The organism is Ensifer sp. 22521 (genome assembly GCF_052044795.1).
Lineage (GTDB): Bacteria > Pseudomonadota > Alphaproteobacteria > Rhizobiales > Rhizobiaceae > Ensifer.
On the sequence record NZ_JBQENM010000042.1, the window covers coordinates 12138 to 34565 of the forward strand.

Below are 22428 nucleotides of genomic sequence, written 5' to 3' on the forward strand. Positions count from 1 at the left end.
GACCCGCGGTGATCTGGAAAAAGGTCGGGTTTAGCCCGGCCTTTTGCATTTGCGGCGGGTGAGGCAGTCCATAGCGACGCTACCGCCTCGCGCCGAGAGCAACTGCGTCCCCGGCCCCCTCGACACGTTTCATGGACTGTATCAGTTAGCCGCTTCGTCGCTTCGGCTGACCAGGATCTTGTCGATCCGGCGTGCATCCATGTCTATTACCTCGAACCGGTAGCCGTGAGCGATGGCGATATCGCCCTCCTCCGGCGTCTTGCGCAGCTGCTGTACCAGGAAACCGGCGATCGTCTCGAAGTTACCGTCGGCATCGATGCCTTCGATGCCGATCGTCAGGTGAATTTCGTCGATCGGCGTGCGGCCGTCGACGAGGTAGCTGCCATCCTCACGCACACGGATCAGCGCGTGTTCAATGTCGTCGTAGTTCGACGGCAACACGCCGACGATTGCTTCCAGGATATCGGCAATGGTGATGATACCCTCGGTGCTTCCATATTCGTCGACGATCATCGCCAAATTGATGCTCGACGACTTGAAGGCTTCCAGTGCCTTCAGGCAGGAAGCCGTCTCCGGCAAGGTGTGGATTTCCTTTATGTACCTGCGCACATCGAACGGACTGGAGGTCGGGGCGTTCAGGACCTCCTTCGCCAGGACTGCGCCAAGCACGTCGCCGCTCGGTCCATCGACCACCGGATAACGGGAATGGTTGAATTGGCCGATCTTGCGGCCCACCGTCTCCAGACTGTCGTTAACGTCGATGAAGCTCACCTCGGTCCGGTGGGTCATAATCGACTTCACGTTGCGGTCGCCAAGCCGGATGATGCGGCGGAGCATCTCGTGCTCCGACTTCTCGATCGCGCCGCTTTCGACACCCTCGGCCATGATCGCGTGGACTTCCTCCTCCGTTACATGGTCCGGATCATCCGGACGCATGCCGAGGAGGCGCATGGCGACCGATGCGGCCGTTTCGAACAGATAGACGATCGGAGCCGCGATCCGCGACAGAAGATGCATCGGGCGCGCGACGAACATCGCCAGCGCTTCGGAATTCTTCAGTGCCAGTTGCTTCGGGATAAGCTCGCCGATCACGACCGAGAGGAACGTAATCAGGGTGACGACGAGCGCGACGGCGACCGTATTTCCGTAGGGATGAATCCAGGCGATTTCATCGAGGGTCGGTGCGATCTTGGCAGCGATAGTCGCACCGCCATAGGCGCCGGCCAGCGTGCCGACCAGCGTAATGCCGACCTGTACCGTGGAAAGGAATTTACCGGGATCTTCCGCCAGCCGCAGCGCCACCTCGGCGCGAGTGTTTCCCTGTTTTGCCATCTGGCGAAGCATTGGCTTGCTTGCCGAGACGATTGCCATTTCCGAGAGAGCAAAAAATGCATTAATCAAAAGCAGGACGAAAATGACAAAAAATTCGGACATGGTCTCCAGATCACCGTTGACGAAAGCCGCTCCGCTGGGAACGACCAATCACCAGATAAGGCCAGCGGGCGATCTGAGCAAGCGCAAGCATTGAAATCTATGCGATCTGCTGAACATTGGAGATCATCAAATAGCGGGATTTCGAACAATCCCGGAGAAGCTGAACTCAGGCGCGGTTATGCAAGGCGCTGCGGACCCGCTCGCGACCGATCTTGATCACATTCTCCATCGCGAGCCGGGCGCCGACTTCGTCGCGCCGGCCGATTTCCTCAACGATGCGGATATGGTTGCGGGCGACCTCGTCGATGCCGCCCCTTTCGGCGACAGGCGAGCTCAGCTTGAAGACGCCAACCAGCGCCGCTTCAATCAGCCCGCCGACCGTCCGCATGAACGGGTTTCCGGAGGCTTCGGCGACCGCCAGGTGAAATTTCAGATCCGCCACGGCAAGGCTCTCTGCCGTGTGTCCCTCTTCGCCCATGGCAACGGCGAGCCGCATCATACGGCTGATTTCCGCTTCCGAAGCGTTTCGCGCGGCCAGGGCGGCTGCATGGGGTTCGAAGGCGAGGCGCACTTCACTCAGGTGGTAGAGAAAATCTTCATCGACCCCGCACTCGAAATGCCAGGTCAGGATATCGCTGTCGAACAGGTTCCAGTCGTTGCGCGGCGTTACGCGCGTGCCGATGCGGGCACGGGGCACGACCAGCCCCTTGGCGGCAAGCGTCTTCATGGACTCGCGCAGTACTGTTCGCGACACCTTGAAGCGCGCGGCGAGCTCCGGATCTCCTGGAAGGATCGAGCCCACAGGAAACTCGCCGGATATGATCGCCTTTCCAAGTTGATCGACGACATGCGCATGGCTCGTGCGTTTGCGCGAGCCGGACACAACGGTTTCCAGCAAACTCCTGTTCAATCCATCTCCTCCAGGCACTCCCCTGCCTGACTTTGCCGACACACGGATATCGGTGCTGCGAAGCGCCGCCGACGTTTGCCCAAACTTGCGCAAACGAGTGTAGTTTGATCGACCGATTCCGGAAAGCCCCCGGAAAGACAAGCGAAATCGGCGTTGGCAAACGATGTCCGATCGTAGCCGCACAGGCTTGCCATACCCCATTCTGAAACGAACAAACCCCGCCACGCGGCGGGGTTTGCACAACTTCACTTCTGTGCAGCCGCTTACTTCGGCAGCTGGTCGTCGACGCCCTCGACGTAGAAGTTCATGCCGAGCAGGGTGCCGTCATCAGACGTTGCACCGGCTGCGAGCCATTCGCTGCCGTCCTGCTTCTTCAGCGGGCCGGTGAAGGGCTTGAGCTCGCCCGACTTGATCTTGGCTTCGGTTTCCTCGGCCAGCTTCTTCACGTCATCAGGCATGTTGGTGTAGGGCGCCATCGTCAGGATGCCGTCCTTCAGGCCGTCCCAGCTCGATGTCGTTTCCCACTTGCCGTCGAGGAAAGCCTGCGTGCGTTTGATGTAATAGGCGCCCCAGGTGTCGACAATGGCCGTCAGCTGCGTCTCCGGGCCAGCCTTGATCATGTCGGAAGCCTGGCCGAACGCCTTGATGCCACGTTCGGCGGCAACCTGCATCGGAGCCGTCGTGTCGGTGTGCTGCGTCAGGATATCGACGCCCTGGTCAACCAGCGCCTTGGCGGCGTCGGCTTCCTTGCCGGGGTCAAACCAGGTGTTTGCCCATACGACCTTGATCTTGAAGTCGGGGTTTACCGAGCGCGCGCCGATGACGAAGGAGTTGATGCCCATCACCACTTCCGGGATCGGGAAGGATGCGATGTAGCCGGCGACGCCCTTCTGCGACATCTTGGCGGCGATCTGGCCCTGGATGTAGCGGCCTTCATAGAAGCGGCTGTTGTAGGTCGCGACGTTCGGCGCGGTCTTGTAGCCGGTGGCATGTTCGAACTTCACGTCCGGGAACTTCTGCGCGATCTTGATGGTCGCATCCATGAAGCCGAACGACGTCGTGAAGATCAGGCCGCAACCCGAGCGTGCCAGGCGCTCGATTGCGCGCTCCGCATCGGGGCCTTCCGGCACGCTTTCAAGATACTGGGTCTCGATCTTGTCACCGAGTTGCTTTTCCAGCTCCTGACGGCCGATGTCGTGCGCCTGGGTCCAGCCGCCATCGGTCTTGGCACCGACGTAGACGAAGCAGACCTTGGCCTTTTCCTGAGCGCTGGCACCCGTGGCGAAGCCGATCACCGCCGCGGTGCTTGCGAGAGCGAGCAGTAGTTTCTTCATTTTTTTTACCCCTGTCGGTTTGAGAAACGTTTGTCTGAAATTCTTGAAATCAGCGGTCCGGCACGAACGGTTTGCCGAGCGATGCCGGTGTATTGATCAAGGTCATGCGACGGTTGTGCGAAATGAGAATGAGCACGACGATCGTCGCCACATAGGGAAGCGATGAAAGGAGCTGTGAGGGAATACCCAGACCGAAGGCCTGCGCATGCAGCTGGCTGATCGAGACCGCACCGAAGAGATAACCGCCGGCCACCAGCCGCCAGGGCCGCCAGGAAGAAAAGACCACCAGCGCCAGCGCGATCCAGCCGCGCCCCGCCGACATGTTTTCCACCCATTGCGGCGTGTAGACGAGCGACAGCTGCGCACCGGCGAGGCCGGCGCAAGCGCCGCCGAACATGACGGCCAGATAACGGGTGCGGATGACGTCGACGCCGAGCGCGTGCGCGGAAGCGTGGCTGTCGCCGACAGCCCTGAGCTTGAGACCGGCGCGGCTGCGAAACAGGAACCAGTGCACGCCGGCGACAATCGCAATCGATAGATAAAAGATGATGTCCTGTCGGAACAGCAGCGGACCGATAACCGGAATGTCCGCCAGAAGCGGTATCGTGATCGGCTGCAGCTTGATGCCCTGAAGGCCGAGGAAACTCTCGCCCATCATGCCGGAAACGCCGATCCCGAGCAGCGTCAGGGCAAGGCCGGTCGCCACCTGGTTTGCCACGAGCGTCAACGTCAGGAAAGCGAAGAGCTGCGAGAAGATCGCGCCGCAGGCAACACCTGCAAGCATGCCGAGATAGGGCGAGCCGGTAATCTGGGTGATCGCGAAGGCGGAGACCGCCCCCATGATCATCATGCCTTCGACGCCGAGGTTGAGAACGCCTGAGCGTTCCGTCACCAGTTCGCCGATCGCGGCGAGCACCAGCGGGGTCGCGGCGGTGATGACACTCAAGAGGATCGCTTCGACAATACCCATCAGCGGCTCACCTCGGTGTTTGTCGCGGTCAGCCGGTCGAAGACCAGTTTGATGCGGTAGTGGATGAGGGTGTCGCAGGAGAGCACGAAGAAGAGCAGCAATCCCTGGAAGACGCGCGTCACCTTTTCGGAAACGCCGATCGAAAGCTGCGCCGCTTCACCGCCGAGATAGGTCAAGGCGAGCACCAGGCCGGCGGCCACAATGCCGAGCGGATTGAGGCGACCAAGGAAGGCGACGATGATCGCGGTGAAGCCGTAGCCGGGCGAGATGACCGGGCGCAGCTGCTGGATCGCACCGCTGACCTCGGATATGCCGGCGAGCCCAGCCAAGGCGCCGGAAAGCAGCATCGAGAACCAGATCATGCGGCGCGACGAGAAACCCGCAAAGCGCCCTGCCCGCTCCGACTGGCCGAGAACGGAAATCTCGAAGCCCTTCAGCGTGTAGCGCATCATGAACCAGATGAGGACTGCCGCGATGATGGCGAAAGCGAAGCCCCAATGGGTCCGTCCCGAGGCGATCATCTCCGGCAGGATCGCATCGACGGCGAAAGTGCGCGTCTCCGGAAAATTCATCCCACCCGGGTTGCGCCAGGGGCCACGCACCAGCCAGTCGAGAAAGAGCTGAGCGACATAGACCAGCATCAGGCTCGTCAGGATTTCATTGGTGTTCATATGCGCCTTGAGGAAGGCGGGAATTGCCGCAAACAAAGCGCCGCCGAGCATGCCCATTAGCATCATCAGCGGCAGCACCAGCGGCGACTGCCAGTCGTAGAAGACCACCGGCAGGATCGAACCGGCGATGGCGCCCATGATGAACTGGCCCTCGGCACCGATGTTCCAGTTGTTGGAGCGGAAGCAGACCGAAAGCCCGACGCCGATCAGGATCAGGGGGGCTGCCTTGATCGCCAGTTCGTGCAGCGACCAGACCTCGCTCAACGGTTCGACGAAGAAGCTGTAGAGCGCCATCACCGGGTTCTTGCCGAGCAGCGCGAACATGATGCCGCCGAAGACAATCGTCAGCAGGAAGGCGATGAACGGCGACAGGATCGAAAACAGCGTCGAGACCTTGGCGCGCTTTTCCAGTTCAATGCGCATGTGCGGCCTCCGTGCCTTCCGTCTTGCCGTACATGCCGCCCATCAGCAGGCCGATCTTTTCGCGCGAGAGTTCTTTCGCCGGATAGGGATCGGAGAGCCGCCCGTCGCTGATGACGGCGATTTCCGTCGCCACCTCGAAGATCTCGTCCAGATCCTGGCTGATGACGAGAACAGCCGAGCCCGCCTTGGCAAGGTCAACGAGCGCCTGGCGAATGCGGCTGGCGGCGCCGGCATCGACACCCCAGGTCGGCTGATTGACGACCAGCACGCTCGGCTGCCGATCAAGCTCACGGCCGACGATGAACTTCTGCAGGTTGCCGCCCGACAGCGAGCCCGCCGGCGGGTCTTCGCCGCTCTTGCGCACATCCATCGCCTCGGAAATGCGCTTCGTGGCACTCGTCACCGCATCGCGGCGGATGATCTTGAGGAAACCGCCACCAAGGAATGCCTTGGCGTCCGAACGGCTGCGGGCAAGCACGAGATTGTCCGAGAGCGGCAGCGCCGATACGGCGGCATGGCCGTGGCGCTCTTCGGGAACGAAGCCCGCGCCCATCAGGCGGCGGGCATTGATGTTCCTGTTGCCGACCGGCTTCTGCCGGATCTGTACGGCATTCTCGTCAACGACCGGATACTCGCCCGACAGCGCATCGAAGAGTTCGCCCTGGCCATTGCCGGCGACACCGGCGATTGCCAGCACCTCGCCGGCGTGGACCTTGAGACAGATGTTCTTCAGCGAAACGGCAAAGGGTGTGCGGGCCGGAACCGTCAGATGCCGCGCCTCGAGCTGCACCTGGCCCTTGGCGCTCGTGCCTTCGGCCGTCACGGCCGCGACGTCACTTCCAACCATCATGCGCGCCAGCGACGACGGGGTCTCCGCCTTCGGGTCGCAGGCGCCGGTCACCTTGCCGTGACGCAGCACCGTCGCGCGGTCGCAGATGCGCTGAACTTCCTCGAGTCGGTGGCTGATATAGAGAACCGAGCGGCCCTCCGCCTTCAGCTTGTAGAGCGTTTCGAACAGGCGATCGGCTTCCTGCGGCGTCAGAACCGAAGTCGGCTCGTCGAGAATGATGAGGCGCGGGTTCTGCAGCAGCGCCCGCACGATCTCGACCCGCTGGCGCTCGCCCACGGAAAGATCGGCAACATGCGCCTTGGGGTCGAGCGGCAAGCCGTAGGCATGCGACAGGCGCGAAGCTTCTTCCGCCACCTTCGCGAGCGAGATATTCGCATCCATGGAGAGCGCAATGTTTTCGGCGACGGTCAGCGCCTCAAACAGCGAAAAATGCTGGAAAACCATGCCGATGCCGAGCTTGCGCGCGGCGGCGGGATTGGCGATGCGCACGCTCTGGCCCTGCCAAAGGATCTCTCCTGCCGTCGGCGCCAATACGCCGAACAGCATCTTCACCAGGGTCGATTTTCCGGCACCGTTTTCGCCGAGAAGGGCGTGGATTTCGCCCTGTTCAATCTGCAGATTGATCCCATTGCAGGCCGCGAAGCTGCCAAACAATTTCGTCAGGTTGCTCACAGCCAATAGGTGACCGTTCGCCGCTACTCCCTCAACAGGCACGCTGCCCTCTTTCCCCTCTGTTGATCCGCGTCCGCCTTAAGGCTTCGATCACGGAATCAGCAGTGTTGTTCCACTTGTTTTTCTTGTCTCGAGATCCGTATGCGCCCGCCCTGCATCGGCAAGCGGATAAGTCTGATTTATATTGATACGCACTTTGTTGCTTTGCACAATATCAAACAGGGAATTTGCACACGCTTCCAGCGCAGGCCGCGTGGCAACGTAACCGAAGAGTGTCGGGCGGGTCGCGAAAAGCGATCCCTTCTGCGCCAGAATGCCGATGCTGAACGCTTCCACCGGACCGGACGAATTGCCGAAGCTGACCCACAGACCGCGCGGCTTCAGGCAGTCCAGCGACGCCGGATAGGTATCGCGCCCGACGGAATCGTAGACGACATCAACACCGCGGCCATCGGTCAATTCCTTCACCCGCGCGACGAAATTGTCGGTGCGGTAGTTGATGACGTGGTCGTAGCCGTGCGCCAGGGCCAGATCGATCTTGTCCTGCGAGCCCGCAGTGCCGATCACGGTCGCGCCAAGCGCCTTTGCCCACTGGCCAGCGATCAGACCGACGCCGCCGGCGGCCGCATGGAACAGGATCGTCGTGCCCGGACCGACCTGATAGGTCTGGTTGAGCAGGTACTGCGCCGTCATGCCTTTCAGCATCATCGCCGCTGCGGTCTCGAGCGTGATGCCGTCTGGCACTTTCACGAGTTGGGAGGCATCGACATTGCGCTCACTGGCATAGGCGCCGTCGGCCGAGGCATAGGCGACGCGATCACCAACGGAGAAGAGGCTGACGCCATCGCCAACCGCCGTAACGATGCCCGCGCCCTCCTTGCCCGGCACGAAAGGCAGGCCAGAGGCGGATTTATAGAGGCCGGTGCGGAAATAGACGTCGATGAAGTTGAGGCCAACGGCAACCTGGCGGATCTGCACTTCGCCCGGCCCCGGCGGCGAGAGGGTGACGCCTTCGAGTTTCAGGACCTCCGGTCCACCGAGTTCGCGTACCACAATCGCCTGTGCCATTGCCTGCTCCTATTTCTGGCCGAGACTTGGAAAAATCTGCAGCACGAAGCCAATCACGTAGAGATAGATGCCTGTCACGACAAAACCGGTCACGACCCAGGCCGGTGTCGCAAAATGCAGGAGCAGCGCATAGACACCCAGCGCCGACCAGACCAGGAAGACGCCGAGGTTCAGCGGCCGCAAACGCTGGACGCGGACCGGGTGGAGGAAATTGATCGGCAGGAAGGTGAGCACCACGGAGACGAAGACGACGATCGACGCCGTCACCTCGCTCGCCTGGATGACGAACAGCGTGAAGACCACCATGTTCCAGACGACGGGGAAGCCCGAGAAGAAGTATTCGTCCGTTTTCATGCCCATGTCGGCATAGTAGATCGCGCTCGAGACGACGATCGCACCCGCCGCCACGAAGGACCATGGCTCGCCGATCATGCCACTCTGATAGAGCGCAAAGGCCGGCAGCAGGACATAGGTCACGTAGTCGATGACGTTGTCGAGCGTGTCGCCCGACCAGTTGGGCAGCACTTCCTTGACGCGGACCTTGCGGGCGATCGGCCCATCGATACCATCGACGAGCAGCGCCAGGCCCAGCCACCAGAACATATCGACGAAGCGGTGCTCGGCCGCCGCAACGACGCCGAGGAAAGCAAGAAACGATCCCGAGGCGGTCAAGATATGCACGGAAAAGGCGCGAATCTCGGCGTAGGGAACTCGTTTGTAGTTAAAGAACTTCATCTGCGGACGCCGCCCACCCCTGCTGTTTTCCCCGTACGGACCCGGAAGCCCGCCTCAACCGCTCTGCGGCGCATTGCGCGTAATATGCACCCTTTGCAACGCATCGCCACTAAAATTCAAGCTCGGTCGCTTCCTGCAGCCCCATTGTCCTGTGGACACTTGCAAATTGCTTCTGCGCTGATTCTACCCATTTATTTCGCTCTCGCCCGCGACTAGAGGTATGATCGAGGCTCGGCCAAGACGCCTCGAAGCGTGCGTGAAAGGTTGGTTGCCTCATGGATCACTACGATATCGCCATCATCGGTGCAGGTCTTGCGGGATCGCTCGCGGCCATCGCGCTTGCCGACGCCGGTTACCACGTCGCCTTGATCGGTCCAGAGCCGGCGGTCGCCGACGGACGCACCACGGCGCTGATGGACCAATCGATCGAGTATCTCAAAAAGCTCAACCTTTGGGAAAAGGTAGAGCCGCTGACGGCAGCGCTCTCGACCATGCGCATTCTCGACGGAACCAACCGGCTGCTGCGTGCGCCGCCGGTCAATTTCCGCGCCTCGGAAGTCGGGCTCGACGCCTTTGGTTACAACATCCCGAACGCGCCTTTCATCGACATTCTCCGCCAGCGGGCCGAAGAGAGCCCGACGCTGACGCGCATCGCCACCTCCGCAATCGGCTTCGACCTTTCGGATACTGTCGCGACGATCGAGCTGGCAAACCGCAGCCAATGCAGTGCCCATCTGCTCGTCGGCGCCGATGGTCGCCGCTCGCCGGTGCGCGAAGCCGCGAAGATCTCCGTCAGCACCTGGTCCTATCCCCAGACGGCGGTCGTTTTGAACTTTGCGCACGAACTGCCGCACCAGAACATCTCGACCGAGTTCCACACCGAAAGCGGCCCCTTCACCCAGGTTCCCCTGCCCGGCAACCGCTCCAGCCTCGTCTGGGTGCGCAAACCCGACGAGGCCGCACAAACGCTGACGCTGGACCTTGCTGCACTCTCCCGCGCGGTCGAGGACCAGATGCAATCGATTCTCGGCAAGGTGACGGTCGAGGGCACGCCGCAATCCTTCCCGCTCTCGGGCATGACTGCGCAGCGCTTCGGCAAGGGGCGTGTCGTGCTCCTCGGCGAAGCCGCCCACGCCTTTCCGCCGATCGGCGCCCAAGGCCTCAACCTCAGCCTGCGCGATGTGATGACGCTCGTCGATATCATCGGTACGGCCAGTGGAGAAACGCTTTCCGGCGATATCGGCGATCGTTTCGATAGCCGCCGCCGGCCGGACATCATCAGCCGCACGGCGAGCGTGGACCTGCTCAATCGCTCGCTGCTTTCCAGCTTCCTGCCGGTGCAGGCGCTACGCGCGCTCGGGCTGCATGTGCTTTCCGCCGTCGGGCCGCTCCGCAGCCTGCTGATGCGCGAAGGCGTTCATCCCGGCAGCGCGCTTCACGCCTTTAGGGATAGCCTACGGGAAAAGATCGGGCGGAAGAGCGCCTGAGCGGATCAGGTAAAGCAGGCCGGTGACGGTTGCGACCGACAGCGTGGTGGTGATCAAGATCGTCGCCGAGGCCCGCTCCTGCCATACGCCATACTGGTGGCCGATGACGAAGACGTTCGTTGCCGTCGGTAGTGCTGCCAGCAGCACCGCGGTCTGCACCCAGATCGGATCATAGTTGCCCGTCAGGCTCATGGCCGTGAACATGACGAGCGGATGTAAAAGCAGCTTGGCCGGAACGATGTAGCCGATCTCGACGGGAATGCGCTTGATCGGGCGCAGCGCCAGTGTCACGCCCATGGCAAAGAGCGCGCAAGGTGCTGCACACTGCGCGAGATAATCGATGAGCCGCTGAACCGGCACCGGCGGCTGCACCGCGAAGAAGGCGGCGACGACGCCGGCGAGCGTCGCAAGGATGAACGGGTGCAGGATGATCTTGCGCGCGACACTTGCGGCAAACACCAGCGGTTTTTCCTGTCGGCCGCCTGATATCGCCATCATCGCCGGCGCGACGGCGAAATGGGCTGCATTCTCGAAGCTGAAGATCAGCGCAACCGGCACCGCGGCCGCATCACCCAAAGCAAGAAGCGCCAGGCCGGGGCCCATGTAGCCGATATTGCCATAGGCGGCGCCGAAGCCCTGGATCGTCGCCTCCGCAATGGAGTTGCGCCTGATATAGACGCCGATGAGAAAGATCAGCGAGAACACGATGTAAGTCGCCCCGACCGTCGTCAGGATGAAGTCGGCGCGCGCCAGCTGCTCGATCGGCGTGCGTGAGACGAGCTTGAAGAACAGTGCCGGCAGAGCGAGATAGATGATGAAGGTGTTGAGCCACCCCATTGCCTCGCCCGGATGCTGGACGAAACGCGCCGTCAGATAGCCGAGAAAGATCAGGCCGAAGAACGGCATCACCAGGCCCGCGATTTCCGTCATCTTTCCCCTCGCATCTTTCACTTCCCCGCGCCGGCACCTATACAGCGCCGCGCGTCTTACCAGACGCGCAAAGGTCGCTGTAGCACTTTGAATTGCAGCATGTTTTTGTACTTTAATCGGGTACGATTAAACGAAACACGCAGTAGCCTTCGCACGCCTAGCCCATGAACCGGCCTGACGATTAGGCTGGCCCCTTAGGAAAAGTGATTCCGAAATACGAGGGTGTGCCCTAGCCGATTTTCATCAGGATCGGGAAGGTCGTCTGGAACCAGATGGCGACGGAACTGATGAAACCGAAGAGGAAAGCGAGGCCCGCCAGCACCAGCAGGCCGCCCATCAGCTTCTCGACCAGGCCGAGATGACGGCGGAAGCGCAACATGAAGCGCATGAAGGCGCCAGAGAAGCCAGCCGCGATCCAGAACGGAATGGCAAGCCCGAGCGAATAGACGGCCAGCAGCATGGCGCCGTCAGACACGGTGTCGCGCGCAGCGGCAACACCGAGGATCGTGCCTAGCACCGGACCGATGCAGGGCGTCCAGCCGAAGGCGAAGGCTAGCCCCATGATATAGGCGCCGGAGAGCGTCGCCGGCTTGCCGCCGCCCTGGAAGCGTGCCTCGCGCGCCAGCAGCCCGATCTTGAACACGCCGAGGAAATGCAGGCCCATGATGATGATGATCACGCCGCCGATGCGCGACAGGAGATCCATATGCTGCCTGAGCAGCATGCCGACCGACGAGGCCCCTGCCCCAAGGGCCACAAAGACAGTTGCGAACCCGAGCGTGAACAACAGCGCCGCCGGCAGGACCGCACGCCGGGTGCTTCCGACCGTCGCCGCATCGCCGCTACGAAACTGGTCGACCGAAACGCCCGCCATGTAACAAAGATAGGGCGGCACGAGTGGCAGGACGCAGGGGGAAAGGAACGAGAGGGCGCCGGCAAGAATGGCGGTCCAGATGGAAATATCGGCGATCGACAACGGCAAGAACTCCGGCATGCGGCATTTGGGCCATTCCTTAGCCGCAGGATCATGATGATACCAATCACCTTTTGGCGATCATTGCGCCATGCACCGTTTCTTCACAAAACCCGCAATTTTTCGGTTGACCGACAGGAAACACGCGTGCATATGTCCGCCCACTTCCGCCGGGCTTAACAGCCGCGGCCAGGGAGCGCGTAGCTCAGCCGGTAGAGCAACTGACTTTTAATCAGTAGGTCCAGGGTTCGAATCCCTGCGCGCTCACCAACGAATTCAAGGGGTTATGGCCATTCCTAGCCCTTTTTCATGCGCCCCAGCAGTAACATGCTTTCCCTTATTCTCCGGGCTTTTTCAGGCGCTTCCCGCCCTTCCCGGTATCAAAATGGTCTCACGAAAACATGAGGGCGGAACGCCTTCAGAGCCGTAGGCTCCAGAGACCCTTGCATGCGCCCGGAAGTTGCCACTTGGATGTGGCGCGGCGGAGGCTTTGGCACACATTTGGCACTAGCTTTGTCACAACGAGAAATCCGTAGCGCGCTTTTTTGGCGACGCTCACCCCGAGGCCCGCAACTTCCGTCTAGTTGCATTGCCGCAGTGTCGGCTCATAATCGCACCATCGCGGGCGTAGATGAGGGCCTCGGCGGCTGGAAGATCATCACGCTTTCGCCCCAGTATAGGAGGTCGCGCGATGTCTCCGACGACCAATTCGAAGATGCTTCTCCCCCACGAAATCGACCAGATAGACCAGATTTTTAAGGACGTCCTGTGTGGGCTCGGCCTGTCGCGGAATAGTGAGGCCGCTGAGGCGATCGCAAGCCGCATTATCAATTGCTACCAAGGCGGCGTTCGTGAGAGCGGCGCTCTGAAACACATGATCGGATTCTACAAATCCGCTGCGTTGGATCCGAACGCGGACACTTTCGGCAGGGCAACCAAGAGGTCTCGATGGAGGAGATTGCGGGAGGCCTAAACAGCCGGATCACCCCGGACGAACTAGACATGCTCCAACGGACGTTCGACCGGGTGTGCATCTGGTGCAGTATCCCGCGTCATGGAAAACGCGCCGATTTACTGGCCCGGTACATCACCGATCAATTCCGCGAGGGACTGAGCGACGAAGCCGCATTGTTCGGCGACGCCATGTGGCGGGAGCAGAATTCCGACGCCCCTCGATATCGCCCGGATGCCTAGCTCCGTTTCGGGATATCACACTGGACTTAAGTTCAAGATCTCCAGCAGGCTATCTGATCTGCAATAATGTGAGGCGCGTTGGCAGCTTACATTGTGCATTCTCGCCACTATGCCGGGGTCATGCCCGAGCGCAAGCCGACGACCTCATCGACCTGCTGAATGTCCTCACGCGATTCCCGCTAAAAATCGAAGTAGACCGTAACGCCGGATCGACGCTGGTAGCGGTAATAGTCGCGGTAGCCATAGTAGCCGCGGTCACGGTAGCCACCATAGTAACCGTAATGGCGGGGGTAGCACCTGCCATAGTAACCGCAGGCGTACCGCCTATCCCACCGACGATCCCACCGGCGATCCGCACGCCAATGACGATGACTCCGGTGCTTAACCAGTTCGACAGTGTCCGTCTGCACTTGGACGGGTTTCGGCACGAAAATCGGAGCGGCGCTTAGCGGCAACGCGAAAGACGCAGCCAAGCCAATCGCTGCGAAGGCGGATAAGAGTTTTTTCATCGTAACTCCTCCTATCTGCCAATTACTGTGTGCTGATCAGCCTGAACCTCCGATGAACAATGGACCCCGCGCGGGCCGAGCGGTCTGGCACCATCGGAGCCGTCCCGGCGAGCGGTATGGCGGCGGCGCAGGCGTGCAGTTCCGGAACTTCCTGTCGAATCGACAGTTCCTTCCCTGACCACCACAAGGAGAAACATCGTGGCGAAAGATCTGAAAGCGGGCTTCACCGGAAAACCCATCGAACCACCTACAGGCCCCCGCAAGGTCGCAAAGACAGCCGCCGACGCCGTGAGCCGTGAGGCAAACGCCGCGGCGGTCGGGGCCGCAGATCACCCGTACACTGCAGCCGGACTAACGCTTGCCGTCGGCTTGCTTGCGTTTGCGATTGGCTACGTCATGGGCCGATCGTCAGTCGACAGCGAGCAAAGCTACTGGCGATAGTTGCCCTGCGCTTGGAAGGCCCGCCGCCGGTTGGTAGACCGCCGGCTGGAGGCCTTGAGCGAGCGGTCGCATAATCGTCAGAGATTCCTTGCTCCCAGCAAAACACCACTATCGACAATTGCGCGCGTTGCGTAGATGCTTAAGCTCGCGCTGAGGATGCAGAGTGGTGAACTCCCAGGTTGATTTGTAGCAAAGGGGTGAAAGCATGAAAAAGCTTATCATTGCGATTGGAATGATTGGTACGCTTGCGTCCTGCACGCAGACCGAGAAAGGGACGGCGATTGGCGCTGGCACCGGTGCCATCATCGGGGGCGCCGTGAGCGATAGCTGGGGCGGCGCGGCAATCGGCGCTGTCGCCGGCGGCGTCATAGGCAACCTGATCGGTCGTTCGCAAGAGCGCGCCGGCTATTGCATCTATCGTGATCGCTACGGTCGGCGATACGAAGCACGCTGCCGATAACAGCAACATTCGGAGCGGACGGGGTGTCAATTTCGACGCTCCGTAGCTTCGAACCTGGCCAGGGGGGCCTTCCCATCGCCAAAAACCTGGCCGCCGCGCGTAGCGCCTGGGCGGTCGGGCCATGTTTTTGGATGGGGCCAAGCCATGCCGGCACCAGCTTCTCGGTGCCAAGTACAAGATGACGGTGACGACTAGCATCGATGCCCGCTGGAGCAGCGATAACTGCCGAACAGCATGAGACGTCCTTTATCAAGCGTGTTAGACTGCGGAAATGACTGACGAAGAGCAGACGTACGAGTATTCAGAATTTTCCGGCCAGTTCAGTGACGACGGCGTCGTCGTCGAATTGCGCATTTATCGGCCAGCAGGCTCGAATCTCGATTGGGTCCTCGAGGTTATCGATGAGGAAGGTTTTTCCACCACGTGGGAGGAACCCTTCCCCACCGATCGCGAAGCCTTTGAGGAGTTCATTGCGACCGTGCGGCGAGACGGCATCCAGGCGTTTACCGACGAACCGCCGCAGACGGTCCACTGACCCCTAGTCCTGATCTGAATATCTGAGATGTCTACAGCGCCGCGCGTCTTATCAGACGCGCAAAGGTCGCTGTAGCACTTTGAATTGCTGCATTTTTTTGTCCTTTAATCGGGTACGATTAAAGGACAAGAACATGCGGCAGGCGCGTTTGGCCTTTGCCAACGCTAAGCCGCAGCCGCTCGCCGCGCCAGCCGCATCTTCAGTGGGCTCATGCCGTATTCGCGGCTATAGGCACGCGAGAAAGCCGACAGGCTGTCGAAGCCGCAGCGGAGTGCAATCTCGCGAATCGCGCTGCCAGAATCGCGAACCAGACGGTGTGCGACCTGAAGGCGAAGGCGCAGATAGTAGGCGCCGGGACTGGTCGACAGTCCCCGCGCAAAAAGTAACTCCAGCTTGCGCTGCGAAATCGACAGCCGCTTCGTTAAAGCCGCGATCGTCAACGGACGCTCAAGGGTGCGCTCCATCAGCCGAATCGCCTCGGCGAGCTCCGGGTCGCGCGTCTCGATGCGCCCAAGCGAAACGAATGGCTGAACGTCGGTCGCGTTGTGCGTCTGGTCGTAGACGAAGATGCTGGCGACATCGAGTGCCAGCGCCGAACCCAATCTCTGCGTGATCCAGTGCAGCATCATGTCGAAGGTCGGCGATGCGCCGCCCGATGTCCAGAACTTGCCGTCGGCGACGAAGCGGTCGCCAAGCACGGTCAAGGCCGGAAAAGCCTGGCTGAAGTCTTCGAGTTCTTCCCAGTGGGCAGTCGCCCGCCGGCCATTGAGCAGGCCGGTTCGCCCGAGTAGCCAGCAGCCTGACTCGATGCCGGCGACGATGTCGAAATGCCGGGAGGACTCCTGCAGGATCCCGATGAATTTTTTTCCCACATGCCGGTCGAGATTGAAACCGCCGATCACCAGCAGCGCGTCGCCGGCGAGCGGCTGGGCAAACGTGCCATCGACCACGATCGGCACGCCGCAGGTCAACGTCACCGGCTTTCCATCCGCCGAAAGCAGCCGCCAGCGAAATACATCACGACCGGAGATGCGGTTGGCAGCGCGCATCGGATCCAGCACCGAGGCGAGCGACATGATCGACGACTCCGGCAGGATGACGACAGAAACTTCGATCACAGATTGTGGACGTCCATCGGAGGGCATGCGGGAAATGTCAATTTTTGAGCGATAAATGTCAATTCCGGAAATGGCGTTCGGGCATTATCAGTCCGTATCGATCTCCCTACGCGCGGCGCTGCAGCCCCGCGCAGAGACGTTCCCCTTTCCGCCTTTTGCCGGAACGGGCCGGTTGGAGCTATCCACCGGCCCGTTTTTTTATGTGCCATCACAAAAGGAAGGGCCGCAGGCAGCCGCATCCATTATCGGCCAGGCTCACCTGGTCCAGTCTTCGTGCGGAGGTCAAGGATCGGTACGGCGTGAGCAAATACAGACCAATTACAACTTCTACCGCATATTAGCGAACATATCCGCCACTGGCTCCGGACGTTTCGCACCATCCGCTGACACTGCAGTACTCAGCATCAATATTTTCGGATATTTCGATCGATGTGTTTTTTTTGACGGAGACTCTTCTCTCCCTGTAGCTGGATGTGGCGTCATGAGCATCACAAGATTTCTACTCATCTTTTCGCTGGTGGCGGTGCTGACCTATCTCGTTCTTCTCGGTCTCATCTATTTTTCGCAGCGCACCCTTCTCTATCCCGGGGCCGACGCCACTGCCGCACCGAACCCAGCGAGTTGGGGTGAGAACGTCTCCGTCAAAACACCAGATGGTGAGACGCTGCACGCGCTTTATAGTGAAGGTAAGCCCGACAAACCCGGTGTGCTGCTCTTTTTCGGGAATGGAGATCGAACAGACAACTATGGGTTTCTCGCACAGGCATTGGCTGCGCGGGACATTGGATTGCTTGCGATTTCCTATCGCGGCTATCCGGGATCGACCGGCTCACCAGGCGAGGACGGTTTGCTGACCGACGGCATCGCGGCGTTCGACTGGCTGGCGCACCGCACCAAAGGGGGCATCGTCGTGCTCGGCCGCTCGCTCGGCACTGGCGTCGCCGTGAACACGGCGGCACAAAGGCCAGTCTCCGGCGTGATCCTTATCTCCCCATATCTGTCGGTTCTGTCGGTCGCCGAAGCGCGCTATCCGTTCCTGCCGGTCACGCTCCTCATCAAGGATCCCTTCCGCTCCGACCTCAAAATAGCGGCGGTGACGCAACCAAAGCTTTTCATTCACGGACGGTTGGACGACAGCATTCCCCTGTCGTCGGGCGAAGCGCTCTATCGCATTGCGCCTGAACCCAAGCAGATGCAGATCGACGAGCGCGCCGGCCACAACGACATCTGGAACGACAATACGGTAAGCGAGGTTATTCACTTCGTGGAGGCGTTGAAGCGGAACGCCACATAGGCCGCCCTGCGCACCTCGTGACAGGATCCACAATTTCTATCGAAGAAACAGATCGTTAGAAACTTGGCGACCCCTGCAGGAATGCAAGAAGTCCGTATTTTCGCAATGAAAACAACGCTTAGCGGGAAAAGTGAGGGGCGATTAAGTCCCTTTGAATCATTTGAGAAATTTTAAACTCACCCTTCACCGCTCAGCGCTCCCGGAGGTAGATGACCGGGGCTCAATCGCCGATGACCAGGGCCATCTCGGCAAAGCGCTAACAGCACCAGCCCCACGTCAACAAGCTGGCCCCCGAGCGATTGCCCATTGCGGTAGACGTCGCGTAGCTTGCGCCCGTATTTATAGCCCCCTTTTGCGTGACGCGGTTAAACAAGAGGAGCGAAACGAGATGGGAGTACGTGAGAGGTCACGCCGCCCGATTACTCCTGCCTTTGGCGTAGCTCACGTGAGCAACTGGCGCTGAATTTCAGTGGCTGCTAATTTAACTCTGAAGGTCAAACCCAGCTTATGGCGGGGGCTTTCCAGGAGGCTGGAATGCACAGGGACGATCCTCGGATCAAACAAAAGCTGGCGCAGATCGACAACCATCGCCGCCATGCGAAATACGCGGAAGACCAAGCCTATATGCTGTTGGAGGATGCGCAGTATTCGTATGCGCACATTGCGCGTCTGAAGCGCGAGATTTTCGAAATCGAGAGCAGCCAATCCCAAAGCGGTTTCTTGCTGCCCCAGTAGATTGTCATGGATGCGCCGCACTACAGGCCGATCATATCGACCAAATCTTGCACCCGATATCGGACGTATTGGCCTTCTTCATTCGCTCCGCGCCAAACCGCGCTGCTATAGCGCCCCTCGGATGCGATCCAGTCGACCGCCAGGAGCCCACTCAGCACAACAATCGAGAGCAGCAAGCCACGCATGTCGCTAGTTTATCAATGAGCGCGTCAGAAATCTGTAACCTTTTCAATAGCCAGTTTGGGCTGTGCCCTACTCCTTGACTACATGGTGTGCTGTGCGAGCCTAGGTGCTCGGCTCAGTTTTGAGCCCAGCGAGCATAGACGCGGAAGGCAAGATGAATGGAAGCCGATCTCGAGGACGCTCGTCGGCGCTACAACGAACTCTACCCGGATCGACCGATTCCGCGGCTCGGTCTCAATCGGAGCGAAGTTGCTACCGCGATCGGGGTGAGCGTGAACACAGTGGACGAGATGGTGCTGGAGGGTTTTCTTCCCAAGCCGCGACGATGGCACAGCCGCAAGATATGGATCGTCTCCGAGATCGAGCTTGCTTTGATGGAATGGCCGGTGGATGGCGTTACTGCCGATGACGATGACGATTGGCGCGCCACCGCTTGATAGTGGAGTGATCCCCGCCGCCCTCAAAATCCCCCTGCAGGAGCCGGATTTCCGTCGTCTGGCATGTCGCGGGTATCAAGACATAGGCAAGGCGTTGCCCGAGCGTTTTCCCTCTGTAGGGAGGCTTTCGAGTTGAAAGAGTTTGGCATTGAGAGATGGGAGGAGTATAATCCCTTTTGCCGGTAGCGTCTGGCTCGCGTCAAGCGACGACAAAGCTTGATTTGCGGTATCTCCAATGGGTTTCAAAAGGCTCATCGGAGGAACCAGAACCACCCGCTACCGGTTCTCGGAAGGTCGGGTTCAGCCCGGCCTTTTTTGTTACAACCGCATCGCTCTCCTTAACGAAGCTGCCACGAAAGGCATCGCGGGTTCGATTTCCTCCACGTCCTGCAGCCGCATCTCCTTATCATGCTGCCAGCCGTTCAGTTTCGCATGCTCAATGTGCCGAAGCATATGCAACGGGTCAGGAACCCCGCAATCAAACACCCTGATGAGCACACATTTTTTCTGGACTTTCACCTCTGCGAAGATCCGACCGCAATGATAGCCGATGCGTTGTGCGGGCGTAGCATGTTCCTACACTCTCCTATCGAGAGTCAGTATTCGCCCCCTGACGCCTAACAAAACCGGGCGAACATGGGGTTCGGCATAGGCTATATGGTCGTCTATCAGTCCCATAGCACTCAAACTCCGATTGCTGGCGGTGAAACATCTCAATCGCGAACGAAACGCACCTTGTCCGTAATCGGTGTTTTGCTGCCACGTTGTTCTGCCCGCCTTGATCTGTGATGGGCTTTCCATGGAAGACCGAAGGGAGTTTCTCCATGGAGAGTACGTTGGAGGTTCTCACGACCAGGAGGTCCGGACGTGATGGTCATCGGAAGTGGCCAGACGAAGTGAAGGCCAGGATCGTGTCGGAGAGTCTGCGTACGGGCGTGACGGTGAACGATGTGGCGGAGCGTTATGGGCTGAAGCCTAACCATCTGTCTTCGTGGCGCACGATGGCGCGGCAGGGCAAGCTGGTTTTGCCTGCGCCCGAAGATGCGATGGAATTCGCGGCGATGGTTGTCGAAACGTCCGATGCGGTGCTGCCGATGAAAGAAGTCAGCCGCCCTGAGATCGTCTTTGGTTCTGTCACCATCCGCTTGGAGGAAGGCGCGTCCGCCGCCCGGATCGTAGCCGTCGCCCGTGCATTTGCGGTCTCGGCATGATCTTCCCGTCGAACCGCGTGCGGATCATGGTGGCAACGAAGCCGGTGGACGCCAGCCTTGCTGGTTCCCGACAATGCCAAGGTAGCGATCATCAAGGCCTGCCACTTCGATCCCCAGGTCAACCGGACGTATTGCGGGATGGCAGCCCATTATGGCAGCGCCGTCTTGCCAACGCGGCCGCGACGCCCGCGTGACAAAGCGAAAGTGGAAGCTGCGGTTCGTATCGTCGAACGCTGGCTATTGGGCCGGCTGCGCCATCGCATCTTCTATAGCTTGGCCGAGGTCAATGCGGCGATCGGCGAATTGCTTCATGATCTCAATGACAAACGAGTCCTGCGCCGCGTTGGCGTCACGCGCCGTCAACTGTTCGAAGAGCTTGATCGTCCGGTTTTGCGACCACTGCCTGTCGAACGCTATGTCTTTGCCGAATGGCGTATACGACGTGCCGGGCTGGATTATCACGTCGAGATCGAGCGGCACTATTATTCCGTTCCCTATCGCTTCGCCCGCGAGCAGGTTGAGGCTCGTATCACCGCCAATACGATCGAGATCTTCCACAAGGGCGAGCGTATTGCCGCCCATCGCCGCTCCAGCGGCAACGGGAAGCACACGACGATCCCCGATCATATGCCCTCGGCGCATCGCCGTTTTGCCGACTGGACGATCGAACGCATTCAACGCGAAGCCTCCGCCATGGGACCGGATGTCGCGCTGTTGTGCGAGCGCATCCTTGCCGACAGGCCACATCCCGAGCAGGGCTTTCGAGCTTGCCTCGGGATCATCCGCCTCAGCAAGAGCTTTGGCCGCGACAGGGTCAATGCCGCTTGCGGGCGGGCGCTGGAGATCGGGGCCCGGACCTATGGCTCGGTGCGCTCCATCCTCGACAATCACCTTGACCGAACGGCTGCCTCAAATGGAGCGGCGTCGCATGAACCGATCCATCACGCCAACATCCGCGGCCCCCGCTATTACCACTAAGGAGAACGAAAGATGCTTGCTCATCCAACACTAGATAAATTGAATGCCATGGGCCTGTCCGGCATGGCAAAGGCCTTTGGCGAACTCGTTGCCAACGGCGAAGCCGAACATCTCTCGCACGCCGAATGGCTCGGACTGCTGCTCGAACGGGAATGGAGCTCCCGTTACGATCGCAAGCTTGCGGCACGTCTCAGGTTTGCCAAGCTTCGCCACCAGGCGACCCCGGAAGATGTCGATTATCGCGCCGAACGCAGCCTCGACCGTGCTCTCTTCATGAAACTGCTCGGTGGCGACTGGATCAACGCTCATGACAATCTGGCCATTTGCGGACCCTCGGGTGTCGGAAAGAGTTGGTTGGCTTGCGCTCTCGGTCACAAGGCTTGCCGAGACGATCGCTCAGTTCTCTATCAGCGTGTCCCAAGGCTGTTTGCCCAGCTTGCGCTCGCGCGTGGTGACGGCCGGTATGCCCGGCTGCAACGGACCTTGGGCCACGTTCAGCTCCTGATACTGGATGATTGGGGGCTCGAACCGCTCAATGAACAGGCCCGTCACGATTTGCTGGAAATCCTCGAAGATCGCTACGGCCGTCGGTCGACGATCATTACCAGCCAACTTCCCGTATCCGCCTGGCACGGTGTCATCGGCGACCCAACCTATGCCGATGCCATACTCGACAGGTTGGTCCACAATGCCCACCGCATCGAATTGAGCGGCGATAGTCTGCGCCGAAACCTACCCCGCAAAGCTTGACACCTAGCCTAATTGAACTGACAACAATCATCGCCCGCAGACCTCCCTAGACAGGGGGCGAGATCATCCCGGAAACTGGGAGCGCAATCATCTCGGAACGAAGGGGCGGCTTCATCGGAATCGGCA

The 22428-nt window shown here is 60.1% G+C and carries 22 protein-coding genes, 1 tRNA gene and 1 pseudogene; 12 read left to right on the forward strand and 12 right to left on the reverse strand.

Annotated elements, in window-relative coordinates:
- Positions 1-141 precede the first annotated feature (141 nt).
- From ACTJKE_RS34380 to pcsA, 8 genes are all read right to left on the reverse strand, one after another.
- Positions 142-1434, reverse strand: coding sequence for a hemolysin family protein (locus ACTJKE_RS34380; protein ID WP_058322457.1), 1293 nt, complete (start codon positions 1432-1434; stop codon positions 142-144).
- A 166-nt stretch (positions 1435-1600) separates the two neighbouring features.
- Positions 1601-2344: a FadR/GntR family transcriptional regulator gene (locus tag ACTJKE_RS34385; RefSeq protein ID WP_057255908.1), complete on the reverse strand. Its 744-nt coding sequence runs from the start codon at positions 2342-2344 to the stop codon at positions 1601-1603.
- A 263-nt stretch (positions 2345-2607) separates the two neighbouring features.
- Entirely contained in the window at positions 2608-3678 is a 1071-nt protein-coding gene (locus ACTJKE_RS34390; RefSeq protein ID WP_058328175.1) for a BMP family ABC transporter substrate-binding protein, read from the reverse strand.
- A gap of 49 nt (positions 3679-3727) precedes the next feature.
- Positions 3728-4648 (reverse strand): ABC transporter permease, encoded by a 921-nt coding sequence (locus ACTJKE_RS34395; RefSeq protein WP_058328174.1) that lies wholly within the window; start codon positions 4646-4648, stop codon positions 3728-3730.
- Complete coding sequence (locus ACTJKE_RS34400) at positions 4648-5742, reverse strand: ABC transporter permease (protein ID WP_058322454.1); 1095 nt, start codon at positions 5740-5742, stop codon at positions 4648-4650. Before ACTJKE_RS34400 ends, ACTJKE_RS34395 begins: the two co-directional genes overlap by 1 nt.
- The gene (locus ACTJKE_RS34405; RefSeq protein WP_440660312.1) at positions 5732-7306 is read right to left on the reverse strand and encodes an ABC transporter ATP-binding protein; all 1575 of its coding nucleotides are present in this window, start codon (positions 7304-7306) and stop codon (positions 5732-5734) included. The genes ACTJKE_RS34400 and ACTJKE_RS34405 overlap by 11 nt, the downstream gene beginning before the upstream one ends.
- A gap of 48 nt (positions 7307-7354) precedes the next feature.
- The gene (locus tag ACTJKE_RS34410) at positions 7355-8332 is read right to left on the reverse strand and encodes a quinone oxidoreductase family protein (RefSeq protein WP_058328173.1); all 978 of its coding nucleotides are present in this window, start codon (positions 8330-8332) and stop codon (positions 7355-7357) included.
- Between the two features lie 9 nt (positions 8333-8341).
- The gene (gene pcsA / locus ACTJKE_RS34415) at positions 8342-9067 is read right to left on the reverse strand and encodes a phosphatidylcholine synthase (protein WP_058328172.1); all 726 of its coding nucleotides are present in this window, start codon (positions 9065-9067) and stop codon (positions 8342-8344) included.
- Positions 9068-9342: 275 nt separating this feature from the next.
- Between pcsA and ACTJKE_RS34420 the strand changes: the two genes are divergently transcribed.
- Positions 9343-10554, forward strand: a complete 1212-nt coding sequence (locus ACTJKE_RS34420) for a UbiH/UbiF family hydroxylase (RefSeq protein WP_058328171.1) — start codon at positions 9343-9345, stop codon at positions 10552-10554.
- Here ACTJKE_RS34420 and ACTJKE_RS34425 read toward each other — a convergent pair.
- Both ACTJKE_RS34425 and ACTJKE_RS34430 read right to left on the reverse strand, forming a co-directional pair.
- Positions 10522-11484: an AEC family transporter gene (locus ACTJKE_RS34425; RefSeq protein WP_057255892.1), complete on the reverse strand. Its 963-nt coding sequence runs from the start codon at positions 11482-11484 to the stop codon at positions 10522-10524. The two genes, ACTJKE_RS34420 and ACTJKE_RS34425, sit on opposite strands and share 33 nt — an antisense overlap.
- A gap of 229 nt (positions 11485-11713) precedes the next feature.
- Positions 11714-12460, reverse strand: coding sequence for a cytochrome c biogenesis CcdA family protein (locus tag ACTJKE_RS34430; RefSeq protein WP_058328297.1), 747 nt, complete (start codon positions 12458-12460; stop codon positions 11714-11716).
- A 191-nt stretch (positions 12461-12651) separates the two neighbouring features.
- Here ACTJKE_RS34430 and ACTJKE_RS34435 point away from each other — a divergent pair.
- Both ACTJKE_RS34435 and ACTJKE_RS34440 read left to right on the forward strand, forming a co-directional pair.
- Positions 12652-12727 (forward strand) — tRNA-Lys (locus tag ACTJKE_RS34435).
- Between the two features lie 678 nt (positions 12728-13405).
- On the forward strand, positions 13406-13651 hold the full coding sequence (locus tag ACTJKE_RS34440; RefSeq protein WP_058328169.1) for a hypothetical protein: 246 nt from the start codon (positions 13406-13408) through the stop codon (positions 13649-13651).
- 179 nt (positions 13652-13830) lie between these two features.
- On the opposite strand, the gene ACTJKE_RS34445 is transcribed toward ACTJKE_RS34440, so the two are convergent.
- Positions 13831-14160, reverse strand: coding sequence for a hypothetical protein (locus ACTJKE_RS34445; RefSeq protein ID WP_058328168.1), 330 nt, complete (start codon positions 14158-14160; stop codon positions 13831-13833).
- A 198-nt stretch (positions 14161-14358) separates the two neighbouring features.
- Between ACTJKE_RS34445 and ACTJKE_RS34450 the strand changes: the two genes are divergently transcribed.
- From ACTJKE_RS34450 to ACTJKE_RS34460, 3 genes are all read left to right on the forward strand, one after another.
- Positions 14359-14601, forward strand: coding sequence for a hypothetical protein (locus ACTJKE_RS34450; protein ID WP_058328167.1), 243 nt, complete (start codon positions 14359-14361; stop codon positions 14599-14601).
- A 205-nt stretch (positions 14602-14806) separates the two neighbouring features.
- Entirely contained in the window at positions 14807-15061 is a 255-nt protein-coding gene (locus tag ACTJKE_RS34455) for a YMGG-like glycine zipper-containing protein (RefSeq protein ID WP_057255883.1), read from the forward strand.
- 271 nt (positions 15062-15332) lie between these two features.
- Complete coding sequence (locus tag ACTJKE_RS34460; RefSeq protein ID WP_057255881.1) at positions 15333-15596, forward strand: hypothetical protein; 264 nt, start codon at positions 15333-15335, stop codon at positions 15594-15596.
- Between the two features lie 164 nt (positions 15597-15760).
- Here the strand turns inward: ACTJKE_RS34460 and ACTJKE_RS34465 are convergent, their stop codons facing one another.
- On the reverse strand, positions 15761-16741 hold the full coding sequence (locus ACTJKE_RS34465; protein ID WP_058328166.1) for a GlxA family transcriptional regulator: 981 nt from the start codon (positions 16739-16741) through the stop codon (positions 15761-15763).
- A 454-nt stretch (positions 16742-17195) separates the two neighbouring features.
- Here ACTJKE_RS34465 and ACTJKE_RS34470 point away from each other — a divergent pair, with 454 nt between their 5' ends.
- The 6 genes and pseudogenes from ACTJKE_RS34470 to istB all read left to right on the forward strand — a co-directional run bounded on the left by ACTJKE_RS34470 (position 17196) and on the right by istB (position 22302).
- Positions 17196-18008 (forward strand): alpha/beta hydrolase, encoded by an 813-nt coding sequence (locus tag ACTJKE_RS34470; RefSeq protein ID WP_058328165.1) that lies wholly within the window; start codon positions 17196-17198, stop codon positions 18006-18008.
- A 534-nt stretch (positions 18009-18542) separates the two neighbouring features.
- A complete protein-coding gene (locus ACTJKE_RS34475; protein WP_440638630.1) occupies positions 18543-18743 on the forward strand; it encodes a hypothetical protein in 201 nt (66 codons plus the stop codon).
- A gap of 341 nt (positions 18744-19084) precedes the next feature.
- On the forward strand, positions 19085-19363 hold the full coding sequence (locus ACTJKE_RS34480; protein ID WP_440638628.1) for a hypothetical protein: 279 nt from the start codon (positions 19085-19087) through the stop codon (positions 19361-19363).
- 836 nt (positions 19364-20199) lie between these two features.
- Positions 20200-20574 carry a transposase gene (locus ACTJKE_RS34485; RefSeq protein ID WP_440693732.1) on the forward strand — a complete coding sequence of 125 codons (375 nt, stop codon included), beginning with the start codon at positions 20200-20202 and terminating at the stop codon, positions 20572-20574.
- A 51-nt stretch (positions 20575-20625) separates the two neighbouring features.
- Positions 20626-21552, forward strand: a pseudogene (locus ACTJKE_RS34490) (Mu transposase domain-containing protein); the annotation flags it as partial.
- Between the two features lie 12 nt (positions 21553-21564).
- Positions 21565-22302: an IS21-like element helper ATPase IstB gene (gene istB, locus ACTJKE_RS34495; RefSeq protein ID WP_014330260.1), complete on the forward strand. Its 738-nt coding sequence runs from the start codon at positions 21565-21567 to the stop codon at positions 22300-22302.
- The last annotated feature ends 126 nt before the right edge of the window (positions 22303-22428 follow it).

Excerpts from the sequence above, each read along its gene's own strand:
- ACTJKE_RS34380 (WP_058322457.1), bottom strand. The coding sequence starts at position 1,434 with ATGTCCGAATTTTTTGTCATTTTCGTCCTGCTTTTGATTAATGCATTT.
- ACTJKE_RS34390 (WP_058328175.1), bottom strand. The coding sequence starts at position 3,678 with ATGAAGAAACTACTGCTCGCTCTCGCAAGCACCGCGGCGGTGATCGGC.
- ACTJKE_RS34395 (WP_058328174.1), bottom strand. The coding sequence starts at position 4,648 with ATGGGTATTGTCGAAGCGATCCTCTTGAGTGTCATCACCGCCGCGACC.
- ACTJKE_RS34400 (WP_058322454.1), bottom strand. The coding sequence starts at position 5,742 with ATGCGCATTGAACTGGAAAAGCGCGCCAAGGTCTCGACGCTGTTTTCG.
- ACTJKE_RS34410 (WP_058328173.1), bottom strand. The coding sequence starts at position 8,332 with ATGGCACAGGCGATTGTGGTACGCGAACTCGGTGGACCGGAGGTCCTG.
- pcsA (WP_058328172.1), bottom strand. The coding sequence starts at position 9,067 with ATGAAGTTCTTTAACTACAAACGAGTTCCCTACGCCGAGATTCGCGCC.
- ACTJKE_RS34420 (WP_058328171.1), top strand. The coding sequence starts at position 9,343 with ATGGATCACTACGATATCGCCATCATCGGTGCAGGTCTTGCGGGATCG.
- ACTJKE_RS34425 (WP_057255892.1), bottom strand. The coding sequence starts at position 11,484 with ATGACGGAAATCGCGGGCCTGGTGATGCCGTTCTTCGGCCTGATCTTT.
- ACTJKE_RS34440 (WP_058328169.1), top strand. The coding sequence starts at position 13,406 with ATGGAGGAGATTGCGGGAGGCCTAAACAGCCGGATCACCCCGGACGAA.
- ACTJKE_RS34445 (WP_058328168.1), bottom strand. The coding sequence starts at position 14,160 with ATGAAAAAACTCTTATCCGCCTTCGCAGCGATTGGCTTGGCTGCGTCT.
- ACTJKE_RS34455 (WP_057255883.1), top strand. The coding sequence starts at position 14,807 with ATGAAAAAGCTTATCATTGCGATTGGAATGATTGGTACGCTTGCGTCC.
- ACTJKE_RS34460 (WP_057255881.1), top strand. The coding sequence starts at position 15,333 with ATGACTGACGAAGAGCAGACGTACGAGTATTCAGAATTTTCCGGCCAG.
- ACTJKE_RS34465 (WP_058328166.1), bottom strand. The coding sequence starts at position 16,741 with ATGCCCTCCGATGGACGTCCACAATCTGTGATCGAAGTTTCTGTCGTC.
- ACTJKE_RS34470 (WP_058328165.1), top strand. The coding sequence starts at position 17,196 with ATGAGCATCACAAGATTTCTACTCATCTTTTCGCTGGTGGCGGTGCTG.
- ACTJKE_RS34475 (WP_440638630.1), top strand. The coding sequence starts at position 18,543 with ATGCACAGGGACGATCCTCGGATCAAACAAAAGCTGGCGCAGATCGAC.
- ACTJKE_RS34480 (WP_440638628.1), top strand. The coding sequence starts at position 19,085 with ATGGAAGCCGATCTCGAGGACGCTCGTCGGCGCTACAACGAACTCTAC.
- istB (WP_014330260.1), top strand. The coding sequence starts at position 21,565 with ATGCTTGCTCATCCAACACTAGATAAATTGAATGCCATGGGCCTGTCC.